General features: G+C 45.3%; 16 protein-coding genes. 6 read left to right on the top strand and 10 right to left on the bottom strand.

What is annotated here, in order from left to right; genetic code table 11:
- Positions 1–140: 140 nt before the first annotated feature.
- Positions 141–2,585, bottom strand: a complete 2,445-nt coding sequence (gene fadE / locus J4N40_RS04295; protein ID WP_005385392.1) for an acyl-CoA dehydrogenase FadE — start codon at positions 2,583–2,585, stop codon at positions 141–143.
- A gap of 376 nt (positions 2,586–2,961) precedes the next feature.
- Between fadE and lpcA the strand changes: the two genes are divergently transcribed.
- On the top strand, positions 2,962–3,537 hold the full coding sequence (lpcA, locus tag J4N40_RS04300) for a D-sedoheptulose 7-phosphate isomerase (protein ID WP_005380392.1): 576 nt from the start codon (positions 2,962–2,964) through the stop codon (positions 3,535–3,537).
- 50 nt (positions 3,538–3,587) lie between these two features.
- Positions 3,588–4,433: a class II glutamine amidotransferase gene (locus J4N40_RS04305; RefSeq protein ID WP_005380394.1), complete on the top strand. Its 846-nt coding sequence runs from the start codon at positions 3,588–3,590 to the stop codon at positions 4,431–4,433.
- A gap of 389 nt (positions 4,434–4,822) precedes the next feature.
- On the opposite strand, the gene purN is transcribed toward J4N40_RS04305, so the two are convergent.
- Both purN and purM read right to left on the bottom strand, forming a co-directional pair.
- Positions 4,823–5,479 carry a phosphoribosylglycinamide formyltransferase gene (gene purN, locus J4N40_RS04310; protein WP_005394347.1) on the bottom strand — a complete coding sequence of 219 codons (657 nt, stop codon included), beginning with the start codon at positions 5,477–5,479 and terminating at the stop codon, positions 4,823–4,825.
- A 151-nt stretch (positions 5,480–5,630) separates the two neighbouring features.
- Complete coding sequence (purM, locus tag J4N40_RS04315; RefSeq protein WP_005389861.1) at positions 5,631–6,671, bottom strand: phosphoribosylformylglycinamidine cyclo-ligase; 1,041 nt, start codon at positions 6,669–6,671, stop codon at positions 5,631–5,633.
- Positions 6,672–6,850: 179 nt separating this feature from the next.
- On the opposite strand from purM, the gene upp reads away from it, so the two are divergent.
- The gene (gene upp, locus J4N40_RS04320; protein WP_005380401.1) at positions 6,851–7,477 is read left to right on the top strand and encodes a uracil phosphoribosyltransferase; all 627 of its coding nucleotides are present in this window, start codon (positions 6,851–6,853) and stop codon (positions 7,475–7,477) included.
- A gap of 116 nt (positions 7,478–7,593) precedes the next feature.
- Here upp and J4N40_RS04325 read toward each other — a convergent pair whose 3' ends face one another.
- Positions 7,594–8,847 carry a uracil-xanthine permease family protein gene (locus J4N40_RS04325; RefSeq protein WP_005389855.1) on the bottom strand — a complete coding sequence of 418 codons (1,254 nt, stop codon included), beginning with the start codon at positions 8,845–8,847 and terminating at the stop codon, positions 7,594–7,596.
- A gap of 365 nt (positions 8,848–9,212) precedes the next feature.
- On the opposite strand from J4N40_RS04325, the gene J4N40_RS04330 reads away from it, so the two are divergent.
- Positions 9,213–10,421: a DUF2066 domain-containing protein gene (locus J4N40_RS04330; RefSeq protein ID WP_171346123.1), complete on the top strand. Its 1,209-nt coding sequence runs from the start codon at positions 9,213–9,215 to the stop codon at positions 10,419–10,421.
- 140 nt (positions 10,422–10,561) lie between these two features.
- Here the strand turns inward: J4N40_RS04330 and J4N40_RS04335 are convergent, their stop codons facing one another.
- Genes J4N40_RS04335 through bepA form a run of 4 tightly spaced genes read right to left on the bottom strand, consistent with a single transcriptional unit; the run spans position 10,562 to position 13,413 of the window.
- On the bottom strand, positions 10,562–11,002 hold the full coding sequence (locus J4N40_RS04335) for a DUF2069 domain-containing protein (protein ID WP_005380407.1): 441 nt from the start codon (positions 11,000–11,002) through the stop codon (positions 10,562–10,564).
- A 22-nt stretch (positions 11,003–11,024) separates the two neighbouring features.
- Positions 11,025–11,594, bottom strand: coding sequence for an NAD(P)H:quinone oxidoreductase (gene wrbA / locus J4N40_RS04340; RefSeq protein WP_005380409.1), 570 nt, complete (start codon positions 11,592–11,594; stop codon positions 11,025–11,027).
- Positions 11,595–11,945: an arsenate reductase (glutaredoxin) gene (arsC, locus tag J4N40_RS04345; protein ID WP_005380410.1), complete on the bottom strand. Its 351-nt coding sequence runs from the start codon at positions 11,943–11,945 to the stop codon at positions 11,595–11,597.
- Between the two features lie 16 nt (positions 11,946–11,961).
- On the bottom strand, positions 11,962–13,413 hold the full coding sequence (bepA, locus tag J4N40_RS04350) for a beta-barrel assembly-enhancing protease (protein ID WP_250654382.1): 1,452 nt from the start codon (positions 13,411–13,413) through the stop codon (positions 11,962–11,964).
- A 257-nt stretch (positions 13,414–13,670) separates the two neighbouring features.
- On the opposite strand from bepA, the gene J4N40_RS04355 reads away from it, so the two are divergent.
- Both J4N40_RS04355 and J4N40_RS04360 read left to right on the top strand, forming a co-directional pair.
- A complete protein-coding gene (locus J4N40_RS04355; protein ID WP_005380414.1) occupies positions 13,671–13,907 on the top strand; it encodes a sulfurtransferase TusA family protein in 237 nt (78 codons plus the stop codon).
- Position 13,908: 1 nt separating this feature from the next.
- On the top strand, positions 13,909–14,982 hold the full coding sequence (locus tag J4N40_RS04360) for an AI-2E family transporter (protein WP_005380416.1): 1,074 nt from the start codon (positions 13,909–13,911) through the stop codon (positions 14,980–14,982).
- A gap of 77 nt (positions 14,983–15,059) precedes the next feature.
- On the opposite strand, the gene bcp is transcribed toward J4N40_RS04360, so the two are convergent.
- Together bcp and J4N40_RS04370 are read right to left on the bottom strand one after the other, a co-directional pair.
- The gene (gene bcp, locus J4N40_RS04365) at positions 15,060–15,530 is read right to left on the bottom strand and encodes a thioredoxin-dependent thiol peroxidase (RefSeq protein ID WP_005380418.1); all 471 of its coding nucleotides are present in this window, start codon (positions 15,528–15,530) and stop codon (positions 15,060–15,062) included.
- A 16-nt stretch (positions 15,531–15,546) separates the two neighbouring features.
- Positions 15,547–16,089 carry a glycine cleavage system transcriptional repressor gene (locus tag J4N40_RS04370; protein ID WP_005380420.1) on the bottom strand — a complete coding sequence of 181 codons (543 nt, stop codon included), beginning with the start codon at positions 16,087–16,089 and terminating at the stop codon, positions 15,547–15,549.
- Positions 16,090–16,239 lie beyond the last annotated feature (150 nt).

Consider the following 16,239-nt stretch of genomic DNA (forward strand, 5'->3'; position numbering starts at 1 on the left):
ACTGGAAATCGGGGAAAAGATTGGAGTGCGAGGATTTTATTGCGCAGGGGGGCTTTGTAGTGTGAGGTGTTATGAATCCGATTCTGGAAGCAATAAAAAACGGGAGCTGATACTCCCGTTTGTGGTCTCAGATTCTAGAGTTACGCGACACTATCCATCTGAGGGTATAGCGGCTTTGCGGCAAGCAGTTCCGGCTCAAAATCGTCAACGTTGATTGTATCTAGACGATGCTGTTCCGCTTCTCTGAGTAGATCGGCTTCTTCTTGCGTGATAAAGCCTTGCTCTAGCCCTTCCTGAGCAATCATATCCAAACGTAAGAATGGGCGACGCTTACCTTGCGCTTTACATACTTTGTCAAACACAGGTTCAGCTTGAAGAATGACTGACAGCGCAAGCTCAATCTTACCTGCTGCGTTGTGCTCGGTTGGTTCAAGGTATTGACCGCGACCAATGCGTGAGCGCGTTGCACTTGGCGTTTGTAGAATGCGCGCCACTTTACTGTCTAGTTTATCGCTTGGCGCTTTGCGTACACGACCGAATGGCATGATTAACACGCGCAGTGCACGACCAATCACTTTGTTCGGGAAGTTTGCTAAGAATTCGTCTACCGCCACTTCCGCTTGTTTCAAACTGTCTTGTAGACCCCAGTGTACTAATGGTAAATCTTCGACTGGGCGTCCATCTTGCTCAAAACGTTTCAACGTCGCAGAGCTTAAATATAGCTGGCTTAGAATGTCACCAAGACGCGCTGATAGACGCTCTTTACGCTTCAAAGAGCCACCTAGCACTGCCATCGAGATATCCGATAGTAAGGCAAGGTTTGCACTGTAGCGGTTCAATTGTTGGTAGTAACGCTTGGTTGCATCTTTGGTTGGCGATGAAGAGCCCAGACCGTCGCTCAAACCAAACCAGATACTGCGCACTAGGTTACTCATTGTAAAGCTCACGTGACCAGCAAGCGCTTTATCAAATTTCTCGACAGCATTACTTGCTTCAGAATACGCCGCGTTCATTTCTTCAAGAACGTACGGATGGCAACGGATTGCGCCTTGGCCAAAGATGATCATTGAGCGTGTTAGAATGTTAGCACCCTCAACCGTTACTGCGATTGGCGCACCTTGGTAACCACGAGCTAGGAAGTTAGAAGGTCCCATACAGATACCTTTACCGCCTACGATGTCCATTGCATCGATGATGCTTTGCTGGCCGCGGTGCGTACAGTGATACTTCACGATAGCTGAGATAACTGAAGGTTTTTCACCTAAGTCGATACCCGCAACGGTTAAGTTGCTTGCTGCATCCATCACGTAAGCATTACCACCCAAGCGTGCTAATGGTTCTTCAACTCCTTCCATATGGCCGATCGGCTGTTTGAACTGACGGCGAATACGTGAGTAAGCACCGGTTGCCATTGCCGCAGTTTTGATGCCACCTGTTGAGTTTGAAGGTAGCGTGATACCACGTCCAACCGACAGACACTCAACCAGCATACGCCAACCTTGGCCCGCCATTTTTTCACCACCGATAATGAAATCGATAGGAACAAAGATGTCTTTACCGCGCGTTGGACCATTTTGGAATGGTACATTGAGCGGGAAGTGTCGGTTACCAATCTCAACACCTTTGACATCAGTTGGGATAAGCGCACAAGTGATGCCAAGATCTTCTTTGTCGCCTAGCAAACCTTCAGGATCGCGAAGTTTAAATGCTAAGCCTAGTACCGTTGCGACTGGCGCTAGGGTGATGTAGCGCTTGTTCCAAGTCAGGCGCATACCCAGTACTTCTTTTCCTTCCCATTCGCCTTTACAGACCACACCGTAATCTGGAATAGAGCCTGCGTCAGAACCCGCTTCTGGACTTGTTAGGGCGAAACAAGGGATTTCCTTACCTTCAGCTAGACGCGGTAAGTAATGATTTTTTTGATCTTCAGTACCGTAGTGTTGCAGTAGCTCACCTGGGCCCAAAGAGTTAGGAACACCAACGGTAGACGATAGAACGCCAGAAACACCCGTTAGTTTTTGTAGTACTAGTGATTGCGCGTATGCTGAGAATTCCAGACCACCGTACTTTTTCTTAATGATCATGGCGAAGAACTTATGATCTTTCAGGTATTGCCAAACTTCTGGCGGTAAGTCCGCGAGTTCATGGGTCACTTGGAAATCACTCACCATGGCGCACACTTCATTCACAGGGCCGTCTAAAAAGGCTTGTTCTTCCGCACTTAACTTAGGTGCTTGAATCGCGTGTAGCTTTTGCCACTCTGGTTTGCCTTTAAACAGTTCGGCTTCCCACCAGACGGTACCTGCGTCTAACGCTTCTTTTTCGGTTTGAGACATAGCTGGCAGCACTTTCTTGAAAAGCACTAACGCTTTGCGGCTAATTAAAGACTGACGTACGCCAGGAACCGCGAGCACAGCTGCGGCGAGAACGTAAATAGCCCAACCAATAACGCCGACAGTTCCTGCTACTGTAAGAGCCAGCATGGCCGCGGTGAGTAAGCTAATAGATTTCACGAGAGACATGCGGTGGTAGAGCGTAATGCCTAGCACGATCGCCATCGTGATGATTGAGAGCAAGATGTCCATATATATTTTCCTTTTCAGACTTTATAAGTTTTGTACGTCTGTATGTTAGGTAAGAGGTCTAACCAGTTGGTTTAAGTGTAATCAAAATATTAAGGAAATGTAAAACATAAGATTGGATAAAAAGTGATCTAAGTAGAGTTAAAATTCTAAAGTTGAGATTTGAGTGATGGTTTCATGAGCAAGTTGACAAGTTTATTACCATCACTAATCTAAATCTGTTGGTTCACTATCGACACTAATTCTCGTTTGTGGGTAAACTCAGAGTAATCAAACCCGAGTTCAGGTTTATGAAATGTCCGATACCAAATTGGTATCAGAACAATTTGCTCAGTGAGTCAAGAGCTGACTGAAGCCGAAATAATAAAGAGAACGTCTTATGTACCATGATCTGATTAGAAGTGAATTAAACGAAGCTGCTGAAGTGCTCAACAAATTTTTAAGCGATGACCATAACATTGCGCAAATCGAAGCAGCGGCGAAAATGATTGCTGACTCATTCAAACAAGATGGTAAAGTATTGTCATGTGGTAACGGTGGTTCTCACTGTGATTCAATGCACTTTGCCGAAGAGCTAACAGGCCGTTACCGAGAAAATCGTCCTGGCTATGCTGGTATTGCTATTTCAGATCCAAGCCACCTTTCTTGTGTGAGTAATGACTTTGGTTATGACTTCGTGTTTTCACGTTATGTAGAAGCGGTTGGTCGAAAAGGTGACGTACTGTTTGGTCTGTCGACTTCAGGTAACTCAGGTAACATCCTGAAAGCGATTGAAGCAGCACAAGCGAAAGGCATGAAGACGATTGCGCTAACAGGTAAAGATGGCGGCAAAATGGCAGGCCTTGCAGATATTGAAATCCGCGTGCCACACTTTGGTTATGCAGACCGCATTCAGGAAATTCATATTAAGATTATTCATATCATCATTCAGTTGATCGAAAAAGAGATGGAATAATCGTTTACGGCCACCGTTTCGAGCTGTGTTGTTAGGGAGTTTTTTAAACCATGTGTGAATTGCTCGGTATGAGCGCTAATGTTCCAACGGATATTTGTTTCAGTTTTACTGGGCTCATGCAGCGTGGAGGCCGAACCGGCCCACACCGTGACGGATGGGGGATCACCTTCTACGAAGGGAAGGGCTTTCGAACCTTCAAAGATCCCAAGCCAAGTTGTGAGTCTAAAATAGCAGAGTTGGTACAAAATTATCCCATCAAAAGTCGTGCGGTCGTTAGTCATATCCGACAGGCGAATCGTGGTGGTGTTAATTTAGAAAATACTCATCCCTTTACACGTGAGCTGTGGGGTAGGTATTGGACGTTTGCGCATAACGGTCAGCTCTCTGGCTATCAAGACTTGCATACAGGTCGACATCGACCTGTCGGTGAAACAGATAGTGAACTGGCATTTTGCTGGTTATTGAAGCAAATGGAAGATCGATATCCTGAGCCACCAAAGGATATGGAGTCGGTATTCTTATATGTTGCTAAATGTTGTGATGAGCTAAGAGAGAAGGGTGTATTTAACATGCTTCTGAGTGATGGTGAGTATGTAATGACGTATTGCACCAATCATTTGTATTGGATCACAAGACGCGCACCGTTTGGAAAAGCCGCGTTGCTTGATGAAGATGTGGAAATTAACTTCCAAGAAGAAACAACGCCACACGACATCGTTTCTGTGATTGCAACTCAACCTTTGACGGGCAACGAAGCTTGGCAGCGTATGAAACCTGGCGAATACGGCTTGTTTCACCTAGGTGAACTAGTCAAAAATAATGCCTCTGAACTGGTAAATGTGCCGTTTGCGGCGGCTAAGCCGGGCAATCAAGCGCCAACCGAACCGTTAGAGTGATGGTCTCTTACTCTGAATATAAAAATAAAGCTCGCTTAATCGCGAGCTTTATTTTTATGCGTTTTAAACCGAGGGCGGATACGGATGAGCATTCTTACTTTCTAGAGTGCTGGTAGTAGAGTCCTAGTCTCGCTAAGGCTTGCTGTAAAGACGTAACTGATAGAAATTTCTCATAAAACACCTCGTCAGTCTGAACGGTGAAGAACGAACCAGATTCAGAATCTACTTTCCGAGTGTTATGTTACTCAAGTGGTTATGGGATTTTTTAGAATGTTGGGTTTTAGGTTTCTAGTCTCACCATGGTTTTCTTGAATCAAGTTTATAAGTATTAAAACAACCAAGAGCAGCCCTCAGGCTGCTCTTTTGTGCTTGGAGTTTATTATTCAGGGCTACTCATCTGAGGCGTACCCATGTACGCCAAGCTCTGCGCCATCTAAATAGGCTTTACCATCCTTCATGATCAACCGCTCGTCTACCAGCCACTTAGCCACCATAGGGTAGATTCGGTGCTCCTGCGCCTGAACACGTGCCGCAAGTACACTAGCATCATCGTCTTCGAACACAGGAACTTTTGCTTGCAGTATGACAGGGCCACCATCAAGCTCTTCCGTTACAAAGTGCACACTCGTACCATGTTCTTTATCGCCAGCATCAATTGCTCTCTGGTGTGTGTGTAGCCCAGGATATTTTGGTAGAAGAGAAGGGTGGATATTGATCATCTTACCCATGTAATGAGAAACAAATGCGCTGCTCAGAATGCGCATGTAACCAGCAAGAATAATCACGTCTGGTTGGTATTCATCTATTTGACTCATTAGCTCTGCATCAAAGCTTTCACGCGAGCTGAATGCTTTAGGGTCGACAAAGTGACCGTCCACATCAAACTTTTTTGCACGTTCTAAACCAAAAGCATCTGCTTTGTTAGAGAACACGGCTGCCACTCGTGCGTTTGGCATGCTGTCTTCGCAAGCTTCCAAGATAGCTTGCAGGTTACTTCCGTTACCCGAGATGAGGACCACAATGTTTTTTAGGGTATGGTTTTTCATGATGTCGAGAGCGCCTTGGTATTGTAGGTTGGAGTTATGTAGTTTCTAAACTACCTACTAATAGAATGGTTTTTAGTGTTCTAGATAGCAAAATGAGGACCTAGTCATCTAGTGTCCTCATTCTTCTTATCTTTTGAGCTCGATTTGCAAATTATTGGATTTCAACTTGCTCTTCGTTCGCGTCTGCTTGTGCGATTTGACCAATCACCCACGCGTTTTCGCCTTCTTCTTTAAGAAGAGCAACTGCTGCATCTGCCTGGTCTTTCGGTAGTGCGACGATTAGACCTACACCACAGTTGAATGTGCGGTACATTTCGTGTGTGTCGACGTTGCCTTTCTCTTGTAGCCACTTGAAGATAACTGGCCATTCCCAACTGTTACCATCGATAACTGCTTTCGTGCCTTCAGGCAGTACGCGTGGGATGTTTTCCCAGAAACCACCACCAGTGATATGAGAAATCGCATGGATGTCGTGTTTCTCAATCATCTTAAGTGCTGACTTGATGTAAATTTTTGTTGGTTCTAGTAGGTGCTCACCAATAGTGCGGCCTGCTAGCTCTTCGCTCTTATCTGCACCAGATACTTCTAGGATCTTACGGATAAGGGAGTAACCGTTTGAGTGTGGGCCGCTTGAACCAACAGCGATAAGTGCATCACCAGCAGCGACTTTCGTGCCGTCAATCACGTCTTCTTTTTCTACTACGCCAACACAGAAACCAGCTACGTCGTAGTCTTCGCCTTCATACATGCCAGGCATCTCCGCAGTTTCGCCACCAATTAGGGCACAACCTGCTTGAACACACCCTTCTGCGATACCTGAAACAACATCCGCTGCGGTATCAACGTCTAGTTTGCCTGTTGCGTAGTAATCTAGGAAAAACAGTGGCTCTGCGCCTTGCACGATAAGATCATTTACACACATTGCCACTAGGTCGATGCCAATCGTGTCGTGCTTGTTCATATCCAGTGCTAGGCGAAGTTTTGTGCCAACGCCATCAGTACCAGAAACCAGTACAGGTTGTTTGTATTTAGTTGGCAATTCGCATAGCGCGCCAAAACCACCGATACCACCCATAACTTCAGGGCGACGAGTACGTTTTACCGCACCCTTAATACGATCCACAAGCGCGTTGCCTGCATCAATATCTACACCAGCGTCTTTATAGCTAAGAGAAGAGTTGTTACCACTCACAGGGAAGTCCTCGGTATTAAGTTGGATATGAAAACGGCGCTATTCTAACAGTGCTTAAACATAGATAGCAAACGTTTGCGTCTGTTTTTTTCTTTAGTGATTTATCCTGATATCCCTGTGAAAATCATGTATAATCTGAAGGTTTGTTTAAATATTGCCAACTATAGCCGGAGATGGACATGAAAGTTGTTGAAGTAAAGCACCCTCTAGTAAAACATAAAATTGGTCTAATGAGAGAAGGTGACATCAGCACAAAACGTTTTCGTGAGTTAGCGACTGAGGTCGGTAGCCTACTTACTTACGAAGCAACGTCAGACTTTGAAACAGAAAAAGTGACCATTGATGGTTGGAACGGTCCGGTAGAAGTAGACCAGATTAAAGGTAAAAAAGTAACCGTAGTGCCAATCCTACGTGCAGGTCTAGGCATGATGGATGGAGTTCTTGAGCACATGCCAAGCGCACGTATCAGTGTTGTGGGTATTTACCGTGATGAAGAAACGCTTGAGCCAGTTCCTTACTTCAACAAGCTTGCTTCAAACATCGAGGAGCGTATTGCGCTTGTTGTTGACCCAATGCTTGCAACAGGTGGTTCTATGATTGCTACGATCGATCTCCTAAAAGAGAAAGGTTGTAACCAAATCAAAGTGCTGGTACTTGTTGCTGCACCAGAAGGTATTGAAGCGCTAGAAAAAGCACACCCAGATGTTGAGCTATACACTGCGGCAATCGATGAGAAGCTTAATGACAAAGGCTACATCGTTCCGGGTCTAGGCGATGCAGGTGATAAGATCTTCGGTACTAAGTAATTCTTTGATGTATTACTATGACTGAACAGAAAAAGGCTTGGTGAAAACCAAGCCTTTTTTGTATCTACAAGAGGAGAAGAGTAAGACACGCCAACTAATAAAGCGGCGCAAACGAACTATTTCGCGCTTTCTTCTTCCATTTGTGCGTTATCCACAACGTGGTTTTCACCTAAATCGTTTGGTAGCACAAGGTTAAGAATAATTGCCACGATACCGCATAGGCTCACACCTTGTAGACTGAACTCACCAATACCGAAAGCCATACCACCAATGCCAAACACAAGTGTTACGGCAACAATCACTAGGTTACGAGACTTATGTAAATCAACGTTATTCTTGATCAGTGTGTTGAGGCCTACCGTTGCGATGGAGCCGAACAGCAGAATCATGATGCCGCCCATAACAGGAACTGGAATCGTTTGAAGAACCGCACCTAGCTTACCTACCAATGCAAGTACGATTGCGGTGATTGCTGCCCAAGTCATGATCACAGGGTTAAATGCTTTGGTTAGCATTACCGCTCCTGTTACTTCACTGTAAGTGGTGTTTGGTGGAGCACCCACCATTGAAGCTGCGATAGTTGCCACCCCGTCACCTGCGATTGTGCGGTGAAGGCCTGGTTTTTTCAGGTAGTTTTTTCCTGTAACGTTTGAGATAGCAAGCATGTCACCTACGTGCTCAACCGCAGGTGCGATAGCGACAGGAATCATGAACAAAATTGCGTTGATATTGAACTCTGGCGCGGTGAAGTTTGGCATGGCTAGCCAAGCCGCTTGCTCTACGGGAGTGAAATCAACCACACCGTAGAATAGAGAAACAGAGTAACCAGCAAGAATACCACCAACAATAGGAACGAGCTTCAAAAAGCCTTTTGCAAAAACGCTGAGTACAATGGTTGTGAGCAGTGAGACCGCCGAGATAATGATCGCAGCATCACCATTAACTAGCTGTGCAGCTCCATCACCAGTTTTACCTACCGCCATGTTCACTGCCGTTGGGGCAAGGCCAAGGCCGATAACCATGATCACAGGGCCAACGACAACGGGCGGGAGAATTTTATGGATAAATCCAACACCACGCACTTTGATCATCGCCCCTAGAGCCACATAAACTAAGCCAGCTGCCATCAAGCCGCCCATCGTTGCACCGATACCCCAAGTTTGGATACCGAACATAATAGGAGCAATAAACGCAAAAGAAGAGGCAAGGAAGATGGGAACAGAACGTTTAGTCATTAATTGGAAGAGGAGGGTACCGACACCGGCACCAAAGAGGGCTACGTTTGGATCAAGGCCAGTTAGGAGCGGCACAAGCACCAAAGCACCAAAAGCGACAAAGAGCATTTGAGCGCCTTGTAACGCGTTTTTCATAATAATTCCCTATTTTCAAGATACGCAGACAAATCCGGCGAATACTATCATCCTGCAATCGTTTGCAATGTTGCATAGATCAAACTTTCGATTGAATTTTTCCCATAAATAGCACTTTTGAGAGTTGCTTGCTTGCAAATTGTCCTCTTTTACGTGTCTTGCGTGAAGATGAAAAATGGACAGCCTAACTTGTTGAGATAGCTTAATAAGCAATGAGTTTATTATAAAAAATAGCACTGAAGTGCTGGTTGAGGCCCGAGTTAACAAAGCTGGTCATAATACAGACAATTTACTCAGTACTTGCCTTGCTCAAGATTTGATAGTTGCTTATTATTCGGGTTCTTGTTCAGAGGATTATAAAAACTATGCGCTATTTAGCTCTCTTACTGATAGGTTGGTTGTCCCTACCAGTATATGCATTAACTCAGGTGGATATCTATCGTGCCGAAGTGGTTATCGACAGTGAGCAGAACGACGGTGAGTCTTTGGCTCGTCAACAAGGTATGCAGGATGTGATTGTTCGAGCGACCGGTTCTCAATCCTCTTTAAGCAATCCAGTGATTAAAAAGGCACTTAGCTCAAGTGCGCGTTACATTTCTCAACTAAGCTATGGGCAGGTTGATGGAAAAGCGAGCTTAAAAATGTTGTTTAACAACGACCAAATCAGCTCTCTTTTAACACAAGCACAATTGCCATCTTGGTCGCCAAATCGTGCCAATATTTTAGTTTGGATGGTTGAAGAACAGGGTTACGATCGTAACATTGCGTGGGAACATTCTGAATCTTCAAATGTTGCAGCACTTCGTAGCGCAGCGAAATTAAGAGGCCTACCAATCACTATCCCGGTTGGGGATTTTGATGATGTAACCGGTGTTAATGTCTCTGATCTTTGGGGCGGCTTTATTGAGCCAATTGGTCAAGCCAGCCAGCGCTACCCAGCTGACGCCGTTTTGGTTGTACGGGCTCAAGGTGAACAAATTCGTTGGACACTCTACGACCAGTCGCCAACGAGAATTGTAGAAGCGCAACGTTCTCCGCGTAGCGGGTCTGTATCAGGTGCTAATGCTATTGCAGAAATGGTGGATGGCATCGCAGACTACTATGCAAGTAAGAGTGCAGTTGTGGTTTCAGGAAAGTCTTCAAAAGCGCTAGCAGTGAAAGTCCTTAATGTAACCTCTGCCACGGACTTCTTCCGTTTAGAGAATGCGTTAAAACAACTTAATTCGGTTGCGGGTACAGAGATTAAGCGTGTTCAAGGGGACGAGTTAACGCTCAACATCCACCTTTTGGCATCACAACAAGCTTTTGAGAAAGAAGCTTCTTCTATTTCTCAATTAATGGTTTTTGAAGATCCTTTAGGTGAAGTTGATGCCCCAGCTTCAACTCAAGAAGAAGAGCCATTGGTTCAGAGTAATGAAGCAAAAGACGCCGCGACGCCAAAAGAAGCGCAGCCTGAAGTACCAGTAGATATTGTGGCAGAAGCAAGTGACGAAACACAGCCAACTCAGCCGATGATTATGGAGCCTGCCCGAGAACAGTATGACTTGATCTACGAGTGGCGCTCGGCATCGTAATCTCCTTGGTAGCGTTCCAGGCGTGAAACGCAAGGATCAAAGACCAATGTGGTAAGCATAAAAAAGAGTCGCAATAGCGACTCTTTTTGTTTTCTAAATTCGTATTCGAACCAATGATCAGTGATTGACTGCAATTGGCGTTATTTATTGAATTTCGCTTTTTCTTCTTTTTCTACTTGAGAGAGGCGTTTCAACTTAAGACCTAGCTCTTTGCCTCTCGCTCTAGCAAACAAAATATTGCCAGCGAAACCGAGTGAAGTCAGTATCAGTTCCACTGCCGCAAGCCAGCGTTCACCCCCATCCACATAAAGGATGGTCAGCGCATGCAAGAAATACAGCATAAGAACAAAGTTAGCCCAAGCATGAGTGTAAGGCTTACCAGCTAAAATACCAGGCAACGGAAGTAGTAGCGGAATACACCAAGCAATAGCAAGTGTTGTGCTGCTGAGGTGGGGATGAGGGGATAACGCAAGCTGCCAAATAGCGACCCAGGCTAATAAGGCTAAGTTGCCAAATAAAGCCAGGTAACGATAGGTTTTAGCCTGTGTACCGAGTGGTGTTTGGTCTAAAGAGTCAGACATCGATTAACTATCCTTGATTTTACTAACAGACTTTTAGTTTTAACGCTGCAGTTGCCAGCCTTTTGCCTAATTGTTGTGCCAGGCGAATCTCTTCACTGCTTAGGGTTGCCTCATGGCCTACACTGCTGGCGCCATACGGAGTGCCTCCGGACTGCGTAGTGTGTAACTCTGGCTCGGAATAAGGAATGCCCAAAACCATCATCCCGTGATGCAATAAAGGGGTCATCATGCTTTGTAACGTTGTTTCTTGACCACCATGCATCGAGGACGAAGAGGTAAAGACACAAGCAGGCTTATCGATTAAGTCACCACTGACCCATAAAGATGTAGTCTGATCCCAGAAGTGCTTTAAAGGCGCAGCCATGTTGCCAAACCAGACGGGACTGCCAAACGCTAGACCGTCGCACGTTTTTAGTTCCTCTAGAGTAACAATTGGATCAGAAGGGGAGTGTGAGTGAGGTGACAATTCTTCAACTGTACGCAAAATTGCTTGGCATTGAGGAGTCGATTCGACTCCTCTTGCTATTTGTCTTGCCAGTTGTTTTGTCGAGCCATGACGGCTGAAATACAAAATAAGGATCTGGCAATCCATTTATAAAATATCCAACACTTGCTCTGGTGGGCGACCAATTTTTGCTTTGCCGTTAGCAACGACAACCGGACGCTCAAACAACTTTGGATTCTTCGCCATTGCTTCGAATAATTGCTCATCGCTGACGGAGTCTTCGCCTAAGCCAAGCTCTTTATATTCACTTTCTTTAGTGCGCATCATTTCACGTACAGATGAAAAGCCAAGCTGGGCGTACAGCGCTTTTAGTTCATCCACGTTAAGTGGTGTGTCTAGGTATTTGACGACTTCCGGTGTAACACCATTTTGCTCAAGCAGTTCAAGTGTTTGACGGCTCTTTGAGCAACGAGGGTTGTGATAAATCACGACTGACATGGTTTTCTCCATTTCGTTATTGTAATGCCATGAATCGATCTCTTTGGATCATGAGTTGGTCGATACGGGCATCGTATCGTGCTTGCTCTAAGCTGCCCAACTTGGCCATTTTACTTGCTTCACTATAATATTGAATCGCTTTATTCCAATTTGCTCGCAATGCCAAAATTTCTGCTCGAGCAGCCAACTCTTCATCGCTACGCCCCAGCGCGTGGTAGCTCTTCGATATTAGGTGCCAGCCATTTGTATCTTCAGGATAGTCATGAGTGTATCTTTGAAGAACTCGCGTGGCTTGATCGTTTTTATTGTCCTCAAGTAGCGCATTGGCGTAGTTAATGGTCAATACTTTATTTTTAGGGTTACGAGATAACGCTTTGCGGAGCATCTCGGTTGCTTTTTCTGGCTGCTTCTTCTCGATGTATAAATCCGTCATAGCGTCCAAGTAAAACGGGTTACTTGGGTCTTGTTCCAGTAACTTTTTCAAAATTGGTTCCGCTTGAGATAAGCGTTTATTGTCTAAATGCACGAGTGCTCGACCATAATCAAAAGCAGGTGTAATGTCCGCAGAGGCTTTCTTTTGGGTTCTCTCAAACCAGCTCAGGGCGGCTTGTCCATCAATGCCAGCGTAACGAGCCACAATGCGCGCGCGAGCTAGATGATAGTCTATTGAAGGCACAACACGCATTGGAGGATAGGTTCTTGCTCGCGCACGGCTATCGGTAATTCGATCTTCAGGCAGAGGGTGAGTCAGGAGCATTGGTGGCGGTTTACTCGCGTAACGATACTCATCAGCAAGACGGCCAAAAAACCTTGGCATTGCTTGAACATCAAAACCGGCTTTTGCTAGTGTCGAAATACCAAAGCGATCCGCTTCTTTTTCGTTTGCACGAGTGTAGTTGATTTGACTTTGCATGTTGCCCGCGGTTGCTGCTGTAATTGCAGCCATCCCCGCTTCGGGTGAGGCAATTGAAAGCAGTAGTGCCCCCGCAAGTGCGGCTAATGTGGCCGGAGAGCGGCGTGCTTGTTCTTCCATACTCCGAGCAAGATGACGTTGTGTGACGTGCGCTATCTCGTGAGCGACAACAGAGGCCAGCTCACTTTCTGAACGAGCATGAAGAAACAACCCAGAATGCAGCGCTACATAGCCACCAAAAAACGCGAACGCGTTGATATTACGGTCGCGAATCATAAAGAAGTGGAACGGCGTTTTTACATCATTCGCATTGGCCACTAATTTGTGCCCAAGAGAGTCAATATATTCATTGATGACAGGGTCATTAACGATAGGTTTACTGGCTCTGAGCATACGCATATAGGCGTCGCCATAAATCAACTCTTGGTCTATTGAAAGCGTGCCACCAGCAGCTGTGCCAATGTCTGGCAAGTCAATGCTATTGGCATAAGTTGTCGGCGAACTGATGGCAGCAGCAAGACATAAGCAAACTAGCGAGCGAGTGCGTTTTAACATACGTTTAAAAGGTTCTCCAAAATACATAAGCATGTGGTTACAGGTCGAGAGCCTATTAACAGCGCCACATACGTTTTGGTTATCCGTGAGGATATAAGCTAACAGTAAGACCGGAAATAAATGAATTGGTTTCGTAAATTATTTTATATCCGAGCTATTTCAGCATGTGGTTAAATCATGTCAGAAGTGCTAGCACCAGCTCAAAAAGCCGTTACAATACAACCCTATCATAAGTGCAGAGCAATACAATGGAATCCATGTTACTTGATTTGCGTGAGCAACGTTGTCCTATGGCACTGTTACTTGCAAAGCGTCATGCTGCTGAGGTCTTTCAAGGAGAAGCAAAGCAGTATCATCAACTTGTCATTCAAGTGGTGGACAACAGCTCTAAACGAGACATTGTGAACTATCTTAGTGCCCAAGGGTACTCGGTTGATTGCCAATCTACATCAGAGCACTACACATTGACTGTCTTCAATAAGGAATCCGCATAAGATGTTTGAAATGGTTAGTCGTTGGTATAAACGACGTTTCTCTGACCCTCACGCAGTAAGTCTCGTCGCGATCTTGCTGTTTGGCTTTATCACCATTTACTTCTTTGGACACTTGATTGCGCCATTACTTGTCGCGATCGTTTTGGCTTATCTACTTGAATGGCCAGTTGTCAAAATGTGTCGTATAGGCGTGCCGCGCACCTTGTCGGTTATTATCGTGATCTTGGTCTTTGTCGGGTTGATGTTAATTGCTTTGTTTGGCTTGGTTCCGACGATTTGGACTCAGGTCGGTAATCTAATTAACGATATTCCGAACATGTACAACGGGCTACAAAAGTTTATTGTCACATTGCCAGAGCGCCACCCTGAACTAGCCAATTTAGAAATAGTAGAAACCGTGGTGACGAACGCCAAAAACCAAGCATTGGGGCTGGGTGAAAGTGTCGTCAAAGGGTCGCTTGCTTCATTAGTTAGCATTGCAACGCTAGCGGTATATTTGATCTTAGTGCCACTTCTGATCTTCTTTTTGCTTAAAGACAAAGAAGAAATGCTGCGAATCGCAAGCGGTATTCTGCCGAAAAACCGTAAATTGGCGAATAAAGTTTGGCATGAGATGAACGAGCAGATATCAAATTACATTCGCGGTAAAGTGTTAGAGATTTTAATCGTGGGCGGTGTGAGCTACGTGACTTTTGCCCTTCTAGACCTTCGTTACTCGGCATTGCTTGCCGTAGCCGTTGGTCTGTCGGTTTTGATTCCTTATATCGGTGCGGCGGCTGTTACTGTACCTGTTGCTATCGTTGGTTTGTTCCAATGGGGTTTAACGCCTCCGTTTTATTGGTTGTTGCTTGCTTACGGTATTATCCAGGCGCTTGATGGTAACGTCTTGGTTCCTGTTCTGTTTTCCGAGGCAGTAAACTTACACCCAGTTGCTATCATTGTGGCTGTATTAGTCTTTGGTGGGCTCTGGGGCTTTTGGGGGGTGTTCTTCGCCATTCCTTTAGCGACATTAGTCAAAGCCGTATGGCATGCATTACCAAGCACGGAAGAAAACGAACCTGTCGAACAAGAGTAGTTGTTACCAAAGGTACGATGGTTAAAAGAAAGCCCAGCAGTTTGCTGGGCTTTTTGTTTGTAGAAAAACAATAGCGTTTAAGCGTTTTCGTTTAAGTAGTTTAATACGACTTCGTGGTGATCTTTGGTTTTGAACTTGTTGAACACATGTTCGATCACGCCTTCTTCATTGATCAGAAAGCTAATGCGGTGAAGACCGTCGTATACTTTGCCCATGAATTTCTTTTCGCCCCAAACGCCGAACTGGTCTGCAACGGCATGATCTTCATCTGAAAGCAGAGTGAAGTTTAAATCATCGCGCTCGATGAACTTGCCTAGGCGCTTTACAGGGTCGATGCTTACGCCGAGTACCACCACGTTATGTGCATCGAGTTCAGCTTTGATGTCACGAAGGCCTTTTGCTTGTGTAGTACAACCCGGCGTCATCGCCTTAGGGTAAAAGTAGAAAAGTACTTTCTTGCCTTTAAAGTCTTCAAGAGAAACGGTATTTCCGTCTTGGTCGAGCAAAGAGAAGGCTGGCGCTGGCGAGCCTGCTGTCAGCGTATTCATTTTGATTTCCTTTACTTTATAGTGTGTTTTTAATGAAATTCAGAGAACCTTGTACGTTGAGCGACTTACAAAGTTCATCGAAGTCTTCTTGTAACTGCATCAAATTAAAATCCGCGCTTACAGATGCAGTAATCGCAATATGAAACTGGTCAGAATCGAGTTGAATTTTCGACTTGCTGATGGTTTGCGCGCTAAGAGAGTCTAAACCAATCTGCTGATCAGCGAAGAACTTAGTAAATTTTTCAGTTAGCCCAGGGCGGTCTTCAGACTCAATAAACACTTCCATGGTGTAGCTGTTATCGAGCAGTTCGTGCGCCGCTGTGCGTTTCATGATCGTAATAAGGTCATGTTCTTGGCCAAGCAGGGGCAATTGCGTTTCAACTCGAGTCACGCTGCTGGCGTTCCCAGTCAGGAGCATGATCAGCGTAAATTCGCTGCCAAAGATAGCGATACGGCTATCGACTATGTTACAACCAGCTTGAGTAACGAGCTGTACGACTTGGTTACAAATGCCTGGACGGTCCGTTCCAACTGCTGTAAGTACCAGATGTTGCTTCATAAATGAGCTTCTTGTCCTTTCTTCAATAGAGAGATGTTAGCACAGATATTGCGAAGAAATATCGAGCCAGTTCTTTTTAGTCTATAAAAAGCAGGAGGATGTTGAGGGGAGTGGTGGGAAATAAACAGTAAATGCAGGCTGTAGGATAAA

The organism is Vibrio sp. SCSIO 43097, assembly GCF_023650755.1.
Taxonomy (GTDB): domain Bacteria; phylum Pseudomonadota; class Gammaproteobacteria; order Enterobacterales; family Vibrionaceae; genus Vibrio; species Vibrio alginolyticus.